Below are 16,456 nucleotides of genomic sequence, written 5' to 3' on the forward strand. Positions count from 1 at the left end.
ATAACCTTTGTTTTTATAAACGTGAATGAAATGGCTCATCCTATTATTCAACTATTGTAGCTATGTCTCATCTCGTATAATAACAACATCATTTTTAGGGTGTTTACCTCTTTCATCTAACACAGTTACCCAATCTGGTAAAATTGGCGTCCGACAATAATAATCGGCATAAGGACTATATTTGATTAGCTTTTTAAAATCTGGAGTTTGCGGGTCATCAAATAATATTGGATCGCCATCACGGTTCATTTTTTTAAATTGAAGATTTTCCTTGACACTATTAAATAGCCACGGTTTAGGATAACCCCAAATGGCGTATATTTTATTACTTAGAAAAGAGTAATGACCACCGAACATAAAAAAGAATATAAAAATAAGCAGAATAAATACAAATATAAAAAACCAAAATAAATCACACGGATAATTCAAGAAATCTCTTGAAAAAAATTCTATCAATAAACCGATAGATAAAATTACGACACTAAAGCCGCCAGAAAAAATAGAGCAATATTTCAAAAAATGTAAAGTAGTAGTACCAACAGAACGGGGAAAAAAGTAAGCATGTTGCTGCGGTACTCGTACGGCATAGGTTTTATAGGTATTATCTTTTTGTGGTTCGACAATGGCTTCAATATAATCACCGTCTTTAAAACCGATACCAACCAGTTTACTTTCCCCCCATTTGCTACCAATATAACAACAAAAACCTTGCCCAGCTATTTTTATACTGCCACAGGTTAATGAACCAAGTGCGGATGCTGTTGAGACGATTACTTCAAAGAAGCTGAGTATAATAATTCCAATAAGGTTTATTAAACCGATATGATCTGAACGCATCTCTTCTTCGTCATCGTATACGATTAATTGACTTACCGTGCCTTTTAATACTTGATAATGACTAGACATATAATAGTACTCGTTCGTCGATATCTTGCTCCACTAATGCTAACGCTTCTGAGAGCGTTATAGTATCATTAGATTCACTCTCTTTTTGATCTAAGGTATCTGTTTGTTCTTGAGCACTATGCAAGCTCAACGCCTCAGTTAATGAATTGGAGCTAATCGGTTTAAAGGCAAACGAAGCGAGCTGATTTAACACGACATCAACCATTAATATATAGCGATTATGACTTACGGTCGATAATCCGTCAGCCAATCTCTTACCTAACTGACTGGTCAGTTGATTAAATGTCTGTGCCATATTGCTCTCTCTATTTAATCTTGTTTTTTTGGTTTATTACTATTTTTGATGGTTTTCACGGAAACCGCTTTTGTCGGTTTAGTTGTCTGTGTTTTTTTCGATTTTGCCTTCTGATTTGACTGTTTTGCCCACTCAAGTACAATGCCATCACTTTCATCAAAATCGAGAATTAATGTTTGTGTTGTATCAGCATGATGACTATCTCTTTGCAAGAGAAGGCTTGATACCACTGGTAAAATTTGTTGATTCAGAATACTATCGATATTTCTTGCGCCAGTATCTGGCAATAAACATGCAGAAACCAATTGATCGTAGAGTTGTTCGCCCACATTAAAATCGATTTTATAATGTTTTTGTAACCGTGAAGCCACTTTGTTTAATTTCATTTCCACAATATGTCGTAATGAATCGTTTGCTAGCGGTGTGAAAATAACAGTTTGAAAACGAGCAAGCAGTGCTGGTTGAAAGTGTTCTCGAATAATTGGACGTAATAATTCTTGCTGAGTAGATACATCTGCATCAGGCATTTGTTCAAAAAGAGCGATAAGTTCATCGCTGCCCAAATTCGACGTCATAAGAATTAATGTGTTGCGAAAATCAATTTCCCGACCTTCTCCATCTCGCATAAACCCACGGTCAAAAACTTGATAAAATAAATTAAGCACGTCGCGATGAGCTTTTTCAACTTCATCTAATAAAACCACGCTATAAGGTCGTTTTCTGACAGCTTCAGTCAAAACACCACCTTGCCCATATCCGACATAGCCAGGAGGCGATCCTTTGAGTTGGGAGACAGTATGTGCTTCTTGGTACTCAGACATATTGATTGTAATCAGCGATTGTTGCCCCCCGAATAAGGTATCAGCCAGAGCCAAAGCTGTTTCAGTTTTACCTACACCTGAAGGCCCAACGAGCAAAAATACCCCCATCGGCGCTTCTTCTGAAGTGAGTCCTGTTTTAGCAGCTCGAATCCGTTTGGCAATTTCAAACAACGCATTATCTTGCCCTACTACGCGTAAACGAAGATCGTCCTCAAGTGTCAATAAATGGCTTTGTTCATCTTTTAATAAACTTTCTAATGGAACACCCGTCCAGTCTGCAATGACAGAAGATATCGTTCGGCTATCCACGTCTAACGACAATAAAGGTGCAGTACCTTGCAGTTTAGTTAATGTTTTCTGAACTTCGACCAATTGTTTGCGTATTTTTTTATCGGCAGTAGGTGTTAGTTTTTTTCGCAACTCAATTAAAGTTTCAACCTGTTTTTTTTCTTTTTCGAATTGAGTTTGCACAGATGTTAATTTTTGATGTAATTGGCTTAATTGACTATCAATATCAATTAGACGCGTTGTTGAGGCAGTTTCGCCAAGGGAAACATCAACTTCAATGGCTTCTTTTTCAATAATGAGTGCATCAATTTTAGCTTCAATTTTTGTAATTGATTCAGGAATCGTATCCAGCCCCATTCTGACACGGGCAGATGCTGTATCTAATAAATCAACGGCTTTGTCGGGTAATTGACGACCACTAATATAACGTCGAGATAATGAAACTGCGGTTTTGACTGCTTCATCAAGAATATGAACGCCATGATGCAGCGCATATCGTGATTTTAATCCGCGTAACATAAGACTAGCTTTTTCATCATCCGGTTCATCGACTTTAACCATTTGAAAACGTCGTTCAAGTGCGGCATCTTTCTCAAAATATTGTTTATATTCCGACCATGTTGTGGCAGCAATAGTTCGCAACTCTCCCCTTGCTAAAGCTGGTTTTAACAAATTGGCAGCGTCTGCACCTCCGGCAGAATTACCCGTACCAATGATTGTATGAGCTTCATCAATGAACAATAATATCGGTACTTGAGATTGCTGAACTGCGTCAATAACATTTTTCAGCCTTTGTTCGAATTCACCTTTAACGCCAGCTCCCGCTTGGAGCAAACCAAGATCAAGCGTAAGTATACTAACACCTTTAAGATTGGTTGGTACATTACCTTCAGCGATACGCAATGCTAATCCTTCAACTAGTGCGGTTTTCCCTACTCCTGGTTCTCCTACCAAAATGGGGTTATTTTTACGACGACGGGATAAAATATCCACCATCTGCCGAATCTCATCATCCCGACCAAATACTGGATCAATTTTTCCACTTTTGGCTTTTTCAGTGACATCTTCAGTGAAGCGATTCAGTGCTGCTTGATGATGATTCTGCTTAGAACGTGTATTTAAAACGGTCGATTGCGACATTTTGGATTGTATTTCATTTACACGAGTATTCGTTTGGGAATCTTTATCTATTTGATCTGGAGATCCGGTGATCTCATCTGTTGAATAACTATATTGATTACTCGGATTTTCATCAGACATTTCATCTAACATTGAACGCATTTTTTGTAATGAGATAACGGATAAACTCAACAATGGCCATGCTTGTTGTGCTTTTAAGCAATGAGGCATTTTTTGCAGTACCTGTAAAACATGCACAGAGCGAATCATGTCTTCATTATCTTCTAATGAGGCTTTTAACCATGCTGACTGTAATATAGCAATCAACGATGATGATAAACTGGGTTTTTTATTAATCGTATGCGGTAATGAATCCAAATAGCTGAGTAATCCTTGCCAAACATTATCCATATCAAGCTGATAGTGCCTTGCAATAACCGTAATATCGCCAGATCCTTGTTCTAATAATTTTAATAACCAATGCTCAAGTGTGATTTCGGTATGTGCGCGTGTATGGCACAATCCAGCCGCAGACTCAAGTGCTTTTGCACAATAGGGATTTAGTCTTCTTAATAACACAGAGGGATCCGCAATCATTACTATTCCTTTTATTATTTCATTGTTAAACCAATAATGGTTGAACCTGTTTTTCAACAGGTTCAACCGATGCGACATTAGCCGCGGCTTTCAACCCAACTGTCTGAGTGAATAATATTGCCATCTTTGTAAGTCCACGTTATTTTTTCATAACGCAGTTCAATACGTTCTAAATGATTATATTGTTCTTTGGTTGGATCTTTAATGTTATGCATTTCAGGTTTAATCGAGACTACTTTCACGCCATCCATTAAAGTATTGAAATATTCAACTTCTTGACCTGCATCATTAATTTTGTACCATTTAATTTCAACAGATTTTAAGTTTTGACCAGTTGTCACTGCTTTATAGAGATAAGGCGATGAAGCATCTACTTCTTTAACAAATTCAAGTGCTTTATGGACACGAGTTCCTGTTAGTTTACCTGTATTACCATCTGTCGGTATGTAGACTTTATGGTCAAACTCAACCACTTCAACACTACCTTCACGACCGACTACGGTTACAGAACCTTTAATATCTGCACCGCCGTCATCTTTTAAAAACATATATGCTGGAACTGCCATGGTATTAACTCCTTTTGTTGTTGTTTTTACACATTTTCATTTTCATTTGCCAAAATACAATTTGATATTTGAGGAATTAAACTAATTTCTACTCGTCTATTTTTCGCTCTATTTTCTAATGTATCATTATCTACTAGCGGTTTTTTAGCTCCATATCCTTGTATTGCAAAACAGGTTTCAGGAATATCACTTGTTTTTATGATCCAGTTTCTTACTGCGACCGCCCGCTCTAATGATAATTGTATATTTTTGCTTTCATCACCCGTTGAATCAGTATGACCTGTAATTAAAATAAGCAATCCTGTTCCTTGATTGGCATTGATCTGCTTTTTCATTTCCACTAAAGCATTAATTAATACTTTACTTGATTCTGGTTTTAAATTTGACTGGCCACTTTCAAAAAGTGATAAACTATCCAAACGTATAATGGGAGGAGGATCTTTGACCACTACTTCGGTTTCTTTGACAATGATTTTTTCAGGCTCTGGTGGTTTTGCCATATAATCACTCATTGCAATATTTAATTGTTTAACCAACTGTTGCCCTCGATAAAGTCCCATTCCTAAACGAACCGGCTCACCTTGCGCTAGATATTGATTTAATATGAAACTATCATCTTTTAATTGTTCAAGCGCTTGCCGTTTTTCTTCATAAGATTCCATTGAAATGAGCTTGTAATGGTGAATATCATTTTGTATCTGATAAGCAAATTTAAGATTATTCCAAAACGACGCACCCAAACAACCGATTACAAAAACAGATGTGATCATGATTAAACCACAGATCATCGTACAAATTGGCGATAATGGGTATGCTATAGGCATAGATTTTACTAATGCATCAGGTGGGCTGATGGCTTCTTGTATTTTATGTGTATTTGGGAGAGGCAATGTGGTCAAGCCTTTCCATAATTTCTGCATCACATTATCGTCGGTGACGGATTGATTAGTGGGATAAATCGCCATAGCAGTTGGTTCACATTTAGCGATAGGTTGTTTTGAATCGACTAACGTCGCTAATACAATACGTTCAATCCAAGACTGCGTTTCATTCAAAAAAGGGCGTAATCTCAAACGTCGCTCTCGTTCATCTGAAGCAATTTTGATGTCATTTACCCAGTTATTAATAGGTGATAAATAACGATCAAGTAAGTATAGGCGTTTATTGACCAGTTGAAACCAGTAAATCGGCAATGGATCTTGTTCATCATAAATTAAATCGTTAAAACCAATATGTGCTGATAAATAGACGGGCACTTGGTATTTTGCTATGCGACATGTGTCAGCCCAAGATTGACGAAATGCTTGTAATTTAGCGATCAATAATCCTTGTTTATCTTCTAATTCGGGAGCAAAAGCAAGAAATATGCCTACTCGCCCTAACATGTCCGGCCATTTAGCGATTAATGAATCATAAACAATGGGAAGATGTGAATACTCATCAACATAGATCCAAACCGCTTCAGATGAGACCAACACATTCGATTCTGCCAATGATAAATCGTGAGGGAAAAAATCTTTTGCCGCACTCCCAGTTACCAATAAAATTGGTAAACGATAACGTTGTCTTGCTGGCAATAAATCAAGTTTTTGTGTCAAAAACTGAATGTTTTCTGTTGATGAAGCAAGTACTCGTCGGTAGTGCTGCATTCGCCATAATAATCCGCTGGCAATTGCTACAACTAGAATGGAGCCAATAATCTTCCAACCAATTGTTATCGGTAAGAAAACAAACAGTAGCAATAAGCTCAATATGACCGCGTAGATAATTTGGATACGCTTAGGGTAATCGCTCATAAAACTCCTTCTTATCCGACAATTTGTTGAATCAATGTATCAAGTTGATCATTTAATATGAAATAGAGTGCAACAACAGCAACAACCGATAATGCAGTACAAGATAATAAGAGGGTTTTTCGCCCCCAATACCGATAAGTTTGTGTCTGCTCAATTATTGGGTGTGATTGTTCTGGTTCATATTCGCGAACAGCTTCGCGCAATGCTAAAATGAGGTGCTCTCGTTCCATTTGAGGTTTATCAAGATAACAACCTTGAAATCCTAATCCTAATACTCGGTCAAAACAACTCAACACTAACATCTCTTTTATATCCGCTTTCAAACGTGCTCGAATTTTTTCAAATAAATCATTACCAGCATTATGAGTATTAAAAAAAATAACTTGTAATGGTGCACCTAACCATTCATCGTAGTCTTGGTTTTTAGGGTTATCTCGATGGCAAAGCAAGACCGTTTCATCTAATAATGCACATAAAGCGTAACTGATATCATCAATTACATCATGGCTATATTGAGCGTTATACAATTTGTCACGAACCGTTATTACTTGCTGTTTACAAAGCTCATATAATTTATGCCCAGAAGGAATATCTGCTTTGACTTTTAGTTGCACTACAACTAAGATTGAATCTCTTAGCAACTCATCAATAACCAGTTTTTGGGTTTCTATACTCATAATGTTTATCCTATGATCGCAACACCGCGAATAATTCCAATGAAATATCAGGCATTGCCCTCGGTACATAAAATTCACAACATCGCGTTAGCAACATATTTTTTGCCGCATTATGTGAAAGATCTAATGCAAAATATTGATTTTCTAAGCGCATCGGTATAGCAGCGGGCACATGACTCAGCGCTTTTAATGGGATTCCCGATAAAGCTGAATGTATAATCTGCCTTACATCATCAGGTGCTCCAGCTTTACATAAAATTGGAAATTGTGACTGTAATTGATGTCCCGGCATACTTGAACGAACAGAGAGATAAAAATCTGCATCTTCAACCAATCGAGAATCGTTTAATCTTCCTGTCCACAACGTATCTTTGTCATGAACCAAATCAATTTTGATCACGCGAGATGGTAAACTTTCTTCTAATAAATTGCGTACTAATTCAAAAAGGGGAGGGAACACATCATTAAGTGTAGTATGCTGATAAGTTGGGATACCATCAACATCATTCGCCAATGAAAATGTGAGTAAAGCCCCTGTTAATGCGGTTAGCGTTTGATAAAGATTTTCTGGATGAATAGTCGGATTATCCCGCAAGAATTTAAGTTGCGGTTCAAATGTGTTTAGTGCATTTAAAAGCCAAAATAAAGAAACATCAGCGATCGCAAATTCAGCCATTTGTTGATTGCGTTCATGACGCATACCCATCAATCGTTGACGTTTTGCTTGTATTTGAACACAAAGAAGCTCTAACTCTTTTAATAATGCTCCACTTTGAGTAAATAGATTCATTAATGGTGGAATGTAGTCAAAATCAAGAACAAATTGGCCATTAAGATCTCGTTTCAATTTTGCAATCGGGCAGGTTAAATAATCGCTATGGTCTTCAAAGTCGAATAAAAATGTCAAGGCATAACGTTCAACAGCAATGGTTTCAGAATTTTGACCAAACAGATCGGTCACTTCAATCCATTCTTGTCGATAACGCAAGGGGCTCTCAAGACGTTGATTATCTTGCAAGCAATTTCCACCATTAGCCAACAATAACGGAATGCCCACAAAAACAGTAACTTCTTCAAGTTCAACTGGTATATCGGTATTAAGTGCTCTGATTTCCGGTAACTTATCGGCAACATCGGTATTAATGAAAACACCATCAGGAAAACGAATACTGATTGATTCGACTTTAAGACGATCTACCGTCAGTGCTTGTGTATCAATTATCAGTTTTTCAATGCCCCACGGATTAGCCACCGACATAGCGGCTAATTTTTGTGAGGAAAATTGGTTCCACAGTATTTGTTGTTGGAATTGTTGAGGCGTCAAAAAGACGCCTTCGTTCCATAAAGGACGAAAAATTTTCATGTGTCCTAACACTCCCAGTTTTTATATAAATGATATTACGCTTTGGCTTTTGGCATCTGTGATACCATCGACAAATTAATATCCATTCCTTCAATCTGGAAATGAGGGATTAAAAAAGTTTTAACACGGAAAAAGCCCGGATTGTCCTCAATATCTTCAACCATCACTTTGGCTTCTCGTAATGGATGTGAGGCTTGAACTTCATCACTAGGATCAGTCATTTCTGTAACGAGGTTACTAATCCATTTGTTTAATTCAAGTTCTAATACTCGGCGATCTTTTGTTGCACCAATATTTTCGCGTTGAATAACCTTCAAATAGTGTGCAATACGTGATAATAAGAAAATGTAAGGTAAACGTGCATTAATACGACTATTAGCTGTAGCTTCTTTTGTGTCATAAAGCGCTGGTTTTTGTGTTGAATTAGCAGAGAAGAAGCATGCATAGTCTCTATTTTTATAAAAAGAGAGAGGAATAAAGCCTAAATTTGCAAATTCAAATTCTCGTGTTTCTGGGATAAGTATCTCTGTTGGAATCTTAACTTGGTTACCCGTTCCCAAATCGTAAAGGTGTATTGGTAGATCTTCAACTAATCCACCCGCTTGCGGTCCTCGAATCTGAACACACCAGCCGTTGCGAATAAAGCTTTGTACCATATTAGCAGCAAAAGCAAATGAAGCATTAGCCCATAAATAACGGTTGTGATCAAGGCCTTTAACATCCTCAATATAGTTAAAGCTACGCACTGGCACAGTATCAGGACCATAAGGTAAACGCGCTAATACTCTTGGTAATGTAAGCCCCACATAACGAGAGTCGTCTGTATCACGGAAACTATTCCATTTTGTATACTCTGCACGATCGAAATAGTTAGCAATATCTTTTATTGCAGCTACTTCTTCCATAGTTTCTTTACCAAAGAATTTAGGGCCTACTGAACCTACAAATGGCATATGTGCTGCAGCTGAAACTTTTGAGATATTGCGTAATAAAGCAATATCTTGTGGACCACGATCAAATTCATAATTTGAAATTGTTACACCGATTGGTTCTCCACCTGGAGTGTCATATTCTTGAATATAAGTGTGTCGATAAAAACCTGTTTGGATAATTTCTGGCGCATCCTCAAAATCTTGACGAAGCTCTTCTTTTGATACATCTAATAATTCAATTTTTACGTTCCTACGAAAATCAGTCCGGTTGACGAGAAACTTCAACCCACGCCATGTTGCTTCAATTTCTTGAAATGTTTCATTGTGCATAATAGCATCAAGCTGACGACTTAATTTCTGATCTATTTGGCTAATATGATAATCTAATAAATGTTTATCCAATTTTTCAATTTTTTGAGAGGAATTTTGAATCAATTTGAGCAAAATGTTAACAGCCATCGTAACACGCTCATCTTGTGAAGATTCTGACAAGACGTCATTGTCTTCATATTTATCTATTTCACCTACTTTTTCAATCGGATTTAAGTTGATTTTATTAAATAAAGACTGATAAACACTACCATTATCGTCTAACTCTATTTTACTCGTATTTTGGTGTTCCTTTTGTATTGTCATAACTTTTCTCTTATATTGCCATCAAAACAGCTATCCTGTTTTGAAAGTTGCTAAACTGATTTATTAAAAATGTTTATTTAGTACTTTGGGATACAATTGATTCTAATTCAGCACGAAGTTCATCAGATAGTTGTTCATCTTTGACGATTTTTTCTAGTTCATACCGAAATGTAGCGTTATCCAACAAATTTGACTTTAAATCTCTTAATAAATTACGCATAGCCAGTAACGATCGAAGTTGTGGGACTTTTTTAGCAATTTGTTCGGGGGAAAAATCACTCATTGATTCAAATGCTAGATTGATACTAATATCACTACCATCATCAGCTAGGGTATTAGGAACACTAATTGTTGCTTCAGGTCGAAAATCTTTTAAGACGGCGTCAAAATTATTCTTATTGATTGATACTTTTTCTTTTTCAGATAATGGGCGTTTATCTTTGCCACGACCATAATCACCAATCGATAAAATTTTTAGAGGTAATTCAATTTTCTTTTTAGCACCACCAGTATGGAGATCTAAATGAATATTGACACGAGCAGGAGGAACTTCATTTTGATAGCTGTTCGACATATTCTTTCCTTATTAAATTTAATATTTATTAAAGCAAAATAAATAATTTTTTTATGTAAAATTATTTTTTATTCTATGGTCTACATTCCGCTATTGTGTAAAATTATCCTGTTCCGATGGATAGACTAATTTAGTTAATACAATACAAATTCCTTTTCAATTTCACAAATTTTTAGTTTTCAACACGCTTTATGTTAAACCGCATAAAATAATTTGCCAAGATGTTTTTTTAATTTATTTCGATTACTGGTACCGTTAAATTAATCTTTAACAATGTATTTTAATTTAGCTGTTAATCTATAGTTTTGAATTTTAGGTACAAATTGATTAATAGTATTCCATTCATTAAATCTACGTTTAGCTAAAATTCGAAAGGTTTTAGCTGAGCATAATTACCTTGCACTGTTAAAATAATCGTAAATATTAGCAAAGCAAGATAGAAACTCGGGTACTTATTTTAACGATTTCAATTTATTCTAAGTCTTGTTGCTTGGTGTGAGTTTTCTGCTCTATTATTGGTATATTAATGCGTATATGAGGAGTAGTTGAAAGTAATGTTTTTACTGATTTAATGTAACTTTTAAGCCTAGATTAAATAGTTATATTTAACCTGCCAATATTCTTTAAATTTCTTAAAATATTAAACTTGCTGATTTCAGGATAAGTCGTTTTCATTGTTATGTTAGTTATTCTTCTTCCCTGTAGTATCACTTTACCATTTATTTGTAAAAATAATTGAGGAGTGTATACCATCACATTAATATTTGGGGGATTAATAAACTGTTCTCGTTTGGATGATTATAGATAAAGGAGTTAGCTATGCTTAAGGTTCATTCTATTAAAAAACAATTATCTAAATAGACATACTACTTCAAAAATATAACATCTTACTTAGGCATTAAAGTTGATAATGCACTATAAATAACTAAATAAATATAGAATTAATAGTGCTGAAACAATCTTTGATTAAAGGTTAATATTTAAATCTTCTTGCAACTGTTTTGCTTTCACCACCGCTGTTGACTTTAATTTTGATGAAGCTATTTCATGCAGACCTTCCCATTTAGCATCTTTGTTTGTTATGTAACCACGCAATGCAGCTTCTTTCAAATAAGCAGCATACTGTAACGATATATCTAAAATACGATTTGTCCAGACTGGTATTTTTTCCCCTCGACTAACGAGATTACCAACAAAACGAACACATTCAATTAAAATAGGCCAAAGTAGCGGTAAAAATTTAATTTCTTTTTCTAATGACCTAATAAGTTTTGCAGGACTTATAATGGGATTTTTTAAAAATAGTAAAATTGCTCTACGAACAGTTCCTTCATCAATGCGACCCGTTAAAACATAATTTTCAGCAAAATAGGCACCCTCGCCATCTTGAGCAAGAAGCCCAATAACAACCATTAATAAAGTATTCGATAATGCGGGTATTTCTGTACTAGATAACGGTTCATATTTATTACTTAGCCAATTTAGAAATAATGAAACATTTGATAATGCTGGTATTTTTGTACTAGACAATGGGCCATCTTCATTTTTTAACCAATTTCGATATTTGCTGACCAGTAAGGCTTTTTTATCATTATCCCAATGCAAATAAACACTTTTCTGGCTATCCGTTGTAAATTTAGGGTGTTCTATGGGGGCTGGATATGCTTGGCATTGCCCTTCTTCTAAATCATAAAACCAATTTGTTTTCACTATATGAAAAACTCGGTCATTAATATCTGGTAGTTTCAATGTAAAAATGAAAGCGGAATTAGATTTGCTCTGCTCAAATAAATCAATTGATATAATAGCGCCATCATCAAGTACCGGAATGTTTTTTTCTTTTTTAGGCCAAATTTTATCAAAATCAGTTATATTAACTTTATTAGATTTTTTTGATTTAACAAATTTAATGTCTGGTAATTGAGTAATAATATATTTTGCTACATTGATTACCCGTGAACTGCCTGTTTTTTCAGCTAAAGTTCTCAATCCTAAAAGATCCAGTTGATTTGGCGACGCAAGTCCATTGGTAACTGCAAACTGAACTTCAGGTAAAAATTCTGCCATAGCATTTACAATTTCATCAGTTCCCACTAGTAATCTCGGCGCTTTTAAAGAGGCTAAAATTAATTCGTCTAAAATTGGCCATACAACTGATAAAAGCCCTTGCTGAGCAATATTTGACAGCGTTGCAACTAAGCTCACTAATTTAGAAGGAGTGCTATTTATCCAATCTAGTAAGAAAACATCAGCAATTCCTGGTATAAGTAAACCTCTTTCCCATGCCTCATTCACGGCTAAGGCTATATCAGCTATAGCACGAGGTGATGCTGAACGCTGTGCAGCGAGAATATTCATTGCAACACCAGCAGTTAACGGTATTTGCCGTTTTGCAATTTGCCTAAAAATGAGTCCTTTGGCATGCTCCATTTCATTGAATGAGGAAACACTCAGTCGTATAGCCGCATCACCCCAGAGCGGAAACACAGAAAATGCACTAGTAGTCAAATCAGCTAAAGAATCAAACCGTTTAGGAAAGTATTGTAATGATGGGGTGGTTGGAATTTTTATATCCCCAAAATATTCCTCATTATAATCTAATAAAACTTCTTTTACAGGGCAATCAAGATAGGCTAAAACTATGTCACCAGCGTTAACAGGCATTTTTTTACCTGATTGTAAAATGACATCAACCTTTAACGTTTTTAATAAGTTTAAATTTTTACTACTTTGTGTTTTGGTATCCAAACGAGTTAAAGCTAAAAATATATCTGCTTCAAGTGCATCAATATTATTTTTCTGATATTTTTCTAATCGCTTACAAAGATCATCTACTGTAATTGAAAGATCACTCTTACAGGGAGTTGATAAAATACAAGGTAATTGATCTAAATTTTTACAAACTACATAATTACGAGCATGCAATACTTCATGTACCATATCTTTCTGATCAGCTCCCCAATAGCCTTCAGGTTCGATTCCTTTCACCCAACAAGCAATTAAATAAAATAGCACATCAAAAGATATTGTTTTCAATCCAGCCAAACTTGTTTTAGCCGATTGAGGATCGGTATAAGCGATCTTATTTGCAACAGCTAAAAATCTTTCAGCAACAGTATCACAAACAAACTCTCTTCGATTAACCAGTTCACTGGCAAGCTCTGTTAGTGCTTGAGGTGTAACTTCTCCCCAATCAAATTGAGGACATATCCATAAAGAGGGTGTTTTTTGCCAAAGATGTTTAATGTCCTGTGTATGACTTTCTTCAATTTGTGCATAATTGAGTTGCCAATGGTTAGCCAATTGACGAGCTAACTTTGCAATAGATTTATCTTTATCGTCACACCATATCGCCAGCCATGGTGTGAGTTGCGCTACATAATTAGGGGCTACTCTTGTCATTGCTGTTTTTAAAACTAACTGTTTTGTTGATTTAACCTTTGCTGAAAATGAGGCTATCATTACCTCATTAAAAAGTTCATCATCAACATTCTCAATCAATATAGGCGCAATTTTTGCAATTACACTTGATTCACCTTTGGCAAGTAAAGGAATCAAAATTGCTGCTCTTTCATGTAACGTTGTAGTACTTATCCCCAACTCATCTATAGCACTAACCCAAACCTTTCTATCCCCAGGTCGAATAGCATTATCTAACGCAAAAAAGATAAACTCTATTGCATCGTGTTTTGAGAGCCAACCTTGTTTAACACCTTCGATAAATACAGAAAAGAATGGTCCGGTTGCAGGTACATTGACGGCAATCCCTATTTTAATATGCTCAGAAAACCTGCGTTTTATTTGTTCTTGTGTTGGTAACTCTTGTGTCGATACTGCTCTAGAATAGTCTTCAGCAGGTAATCCCATGGACAAAGCAGCATAAACGGCCCAATCTTTCATATATTCGTAGCTTTCAGGAATAGCTAAATTTAACTGATCAACAAGTTGAACTGCAATATCACCAAATACGCTTGAAGAGTGTTCAAATACTCTTCTTCTGGATACGCAAGCTTTGCTGATAAAGTTAGTCGCATATTTTTCACCCTTATCCTTAATAATAGGCAGTAATAATGGCCTATCAGCAAAATAAGCGAACTCTAGAGCACGGGTGATAGAAACTCCAATCCTAATAGCATACAATGTAATATGTTTGAGATTGCATTCAATATATCCTTCATTGGTGTAAGTACTGTTCGCTTCTCTTTTAATAAGACGCTCCCAGTCTCCATTTTTTAGACCATTCAGCGCAATTTTTTGTTGTTCTTTTGTTCCTAGTGGTTGCTGTAATATGGTATCTATAGTTACTTTTTCCCATCCCAAAGAGTTAAAAATAGCGACGGCTTCTTCAAGCTTAGCGTTCATAAATACCTTCCTTGATTTGTACAGCTAAAACGTGCTTACAGGGACCTTTTTTCTGTTGATTCTTAAGATACCAACTACATGTACATTGAGGATTGCAATTCAATTGATTTGTAGGAATAGACACTCGATAACTATCATCTGTAGAATTGACTATCCATGTCATCTCATCAATTTTTTCGATCCGATCAACTAATTTATGCGCACCAATAAGCCGTGGGTTATCTTTTAAAACTCGGTTCGGATCTTCTGGTAACTCGCGATGAAAATAAGAACCTTCATATGCATCAAACCCAAGTTTTCCACAAACGGCAAGATAAGCAAGTGCCCGCTCAATGCGATAATCCTCTAATGCTGAAGCATTTGACAATTGTTCTTTATTAATAAGCGCATCAAACTGTAAAAGATCATTCACTATTTTTGAATCTTTTTGTTCTGCTGATGAAACTAAAGAGGTTAACAATGCTCCTTCACCAGAATATCCTTGCCATGCTTCAGCTGTTAAGCTGAGTGTTAAACGAGCGCCCAAAAGGCTTACTTCAATCATGCATGGCCCCTGCTCGTTATTTTGCAAACAGTAAAAGGTTAAACTTATAATATTAGTAATTAGACGTTTAAGTGCATTGAGACGATGCAAGCCAGATATATAAACACTATGCGTATCGCTTCTAGACATTAATTTAATACCTGAACGCGATAGTACAAGCCAACCAGATTGATTTTTACTCGTTACATTAGGTAGAGTACTCACAAACATTTGTGCTTGAGGTCCTTTTATTGTAAAAACTGGCTTCATGTTTTTATGGATTTCAGCGATATTGCCTAAAGCTCTTATCCACCGATTAGGCATTTGAACAGGCCGTTGTAAAATGATTTTATCTAACCCTTTGAGATGATTGCCTTTATCCTCTATATACCGTGTTACTAACCCTTGATCACCTATATTTAAATGAAGTCTGTCTTTACTATTAACCTTAGCAAGAGCTTGTCTTAAACCAATACCAATATCAACATTAGTAGTACCTCGATAAATCTCTCCATCAAGGCCTTCTCTTAATAAATCTAAACGTGCATATACCCCATTACAGGCAGAAAAACACTCTGCTCTTACACGATCACCTTGCGCTGAAAGTACCGGATCTTTTTGAAACTCAGGCTTATACTGGAAATAGTTCGTAGAAGTAATGTCTGCTAATACAAGCAATCCTCTTGCAATAATTTGAGGGTAAAGAGCAAAACCTGAAAAAAATACCGGATGATTAACAATACCTGTTGGCGTCAATGCAGGAGAAAGCGCTAAAGCTAGTGCTCCATCAGTAAAATTTGATTGCTGAAAAAAAGCTCGCACGTTTTTTCCTAAATAAAAAAATTAAAACCAATACTACATATTATATCTGTTACGATTATATAGTTTATTGATAATTAGTTTATCAATAAACACCAAAAAAGTGAGTTTTTTTAAAGGGAAACATTGCTTTTAGCATTTATTTACTAAAAGATTATTTATATTCGGGTTTCTATGAAAAA

Annotated in this window: 11 protein-coding genes; all 11 read right to left on the minus strand. The window is 35.7% G+C overall.

Annotated elements, in window-relative coordinates; genetic code table 11:
* Positions 1–60 precede the first annotated feature (60 nt).
* A complete protein-coding gene (locus B6D18_RS04180) occupies positions 61–906 on the minus strand; it encodes a hypothetical protein (protein ID WP_086363288.1) in 846 nt (281 codons plus the stop codon).
* Positions 899–1,201, minus strand: a complete 303-nt coding sequence (locus B6D18_RS04185) for a hypothetical protein (protein WP_086363289.1) — start codon at positions 1,199–1,201, stop codon at positions 899–901. The genes B6D18_RS04180 and B6D18_RS04185 overlap by 8 nt, the downstream gene beginning before the upstream one ends.
* Before the next feature lie 14 nt (positions 1,202–1,215).
* Positions 1,216–4,026: a type VI secretion system ATPase TssH gene (tssH, locus tag B6D18_RS04190; RefSeq protein ID WP_086363290.1), complete on the minus strand. Its 2,811-nt coding sequence runs from the start codon at positions 4,024–4,026 to the stop codon at positions 1,216–1,218.
* 77 nt (positions 4,027–4,103) lie between these two features.
* The gene (locus B6D18_RS04195) at positions 4,104–4,592 is read right to left on the minus strand and encodes an Hcp family type VI secretion system effector (RefSeq protein ID WP_086363291.1); all 489 of its coding nucleotides are present in this window, start codon (positions 4,590–4,592) and stop codon (positions 4,104–4,106) included.
* A 26-nt stretch (positions 4,593–4,618) separates the two neighbouring features.
* On the minus strand, positions 4,619–6,388 hold the full coding sequence (locus tag B6D18_RS04200; protein WP_086363292.1) for an OmpA family protein: 1,770 nt from the start codon (positions 6,386–6,388) through the stop codon (positions 4,619–4,621).
* A gap of 11 nt (positions 6,389–6,399) precedes the next feature.
* Positions 6,400–7,065, minus strand: a complete 666-nt coding sequence (gene tssL, locus B6D18_RS04205) for a type VI secretion system protein TssL, short form (RefSeq protein ID WP_158092515.1) — start codon at positions 7,063–7,065, stop codon at positions 6,400–6,402.
* A gap of 10 nt (positions 7,066–7,075) precedes the next feature.
* Complete coding sequence (tssK, locus tag B6D18_RS04210) at positions 7,076–8,428, minus strand: type VI secretion system baseplate subunit TssK (RefSeq protein ID WP_086363294.1); 1,353 nt, start codon at positions 8,426–8,428, stop codon at positions 7,076–7,078.
* A gap of 35 nt (positions 8,429–8,463) precedes the next feature.
* On the minus strand, positions 8,464–9,996 hold the full coding sequence (gene tssC / locus B6D18_RS04215; protein WP_086363295.1) for a type VI secretion system contractile sheath large subunit: 1,533 nt from the start codon (positions 9,994–9,996) through the stop codon (positions 8,464–8,466).
* A 73-nt stretch (positions 9,997–10,069) separates the two neighbouring features.
* Complete coding sequence (tssB, locus tag B6D18_RS04220; RefSeq protein ID WP_086363296.1) at positions 10,070–10,570, minus strand: type VI secretion system contractile sheath small subunit; 501 nt, start codon at positions 10,568–10,570, stop codon at positions 10,070–10,072.
* Positions 10,571–11,536: 966 nt separating this feature from the next.
* Entirely contained in the window at positions 11,537–14,932 is a 3,396-nt protein-coding gene (locus tag B6D18_RS04225) for a hypothetical protein (RefSeq protein ID WP_086363297.1), read from the minus strand.
* Positions 14,922–16,277: an SWIM zinc finger family protein gene (locus B6D18_RS04230; RefSeq protein ID WP_086363298.1), complete on the minus strand. Its 1,356-nt coding sequence runs from the start codon at positions 16,275–16,277 to the stop codon at positions 14,922–14,924. Before B6D18_RS04230 ends, B6D18_RS04225 begins: the two co-directional genes overlap by 11 nt.
* Positions 16,278–16,456: the final 179 nt, after the last annotated feature.

The organism is Gilliamella sp. A7, assembly GCF_002142015.1.
Taxonomy (GTDB): Bacteria; Pseudomonadota; Gammaproteobacteria; order Enterobacterales; family Orbaceae; genus Gilliamella; species Gilliamella apis_A.

What these genes read in the sequence shown, in the direction of transcription:
- B6D18_RS04180 (WP_086363288.1), bottom strand. Translation starts at nt 906, where the DNA reads ATGTCTAGTCATTATCAAGTATTAAAAGGCACGGTAAGTCAATTAATC.
- B6D18_RS04185 (WP_086363289.1), bottom strand. Translation starts at nt 1,201, where the DNA reads ATGGCACAGACATTTAATCAACTGACCAGTCAGTTAGGTAAGAGATTG.
- tssH (WP_086363290.1), bottom strand. Translation starts at nt 4,026, where the DNA reads ATGATTGCGGATCCCTCTGTGTTATTAAGAAGACTAAATCCCTATTGT.
- B6D18_RS04195 (WP_086363291.1), bottom strand. Translation starts at nt 4,592, where the DNA reads ATGGCAGTTCCAGCATATATGTTTTTAAAAGATGACGGCGGTGCAGAT.
- B6D18_RS04200 (WP_086363292.1), bottom strand. Translation starts at nt 6,388, where the DNA reads ATGAGCGATTACCCTAAGCGTATCCAAATTATCTACGCGGTCATATTG.
- tssL (WP_158092515.1), bottom strand. Translation starts at nt 7,065, where the DNA reads ATGAGTATAGAAACCCAAAAACTGGTTATTGATGAGTTGCTAAGAGAT.
- tssK (WP_086363294.1), bottom strand. Translation starts at nt 8,428, where the DNA reads ATGAAAATTTTTCGTCCTTTATGGAACGAAGGCGTCTTTTTGACGCCT.
- tssC (WP_086363295.1), bottom strand. Translation starts at nt 9,996, where the DNA reads ATGACAATACAAAAGGAACACCAAAATACGAGTAAAATAGAGTTAGAC.
- tssB (WP_086363296.1), bottom strand. Translation starts at nt 10,570, where the DNA reads ATGTCGAACAGCTATCAAAATGAAGTTCCTCCTGCTCGTGTCAATATT.
- B6D18_RS04225 (WP_086363297.1), bottom strand. Translation starts at nt 14,932, where the DNA reads ATGAACGCTAAGCTTGAAGAAGCCGTCGCTATTTTTAACTCTTTGGGA.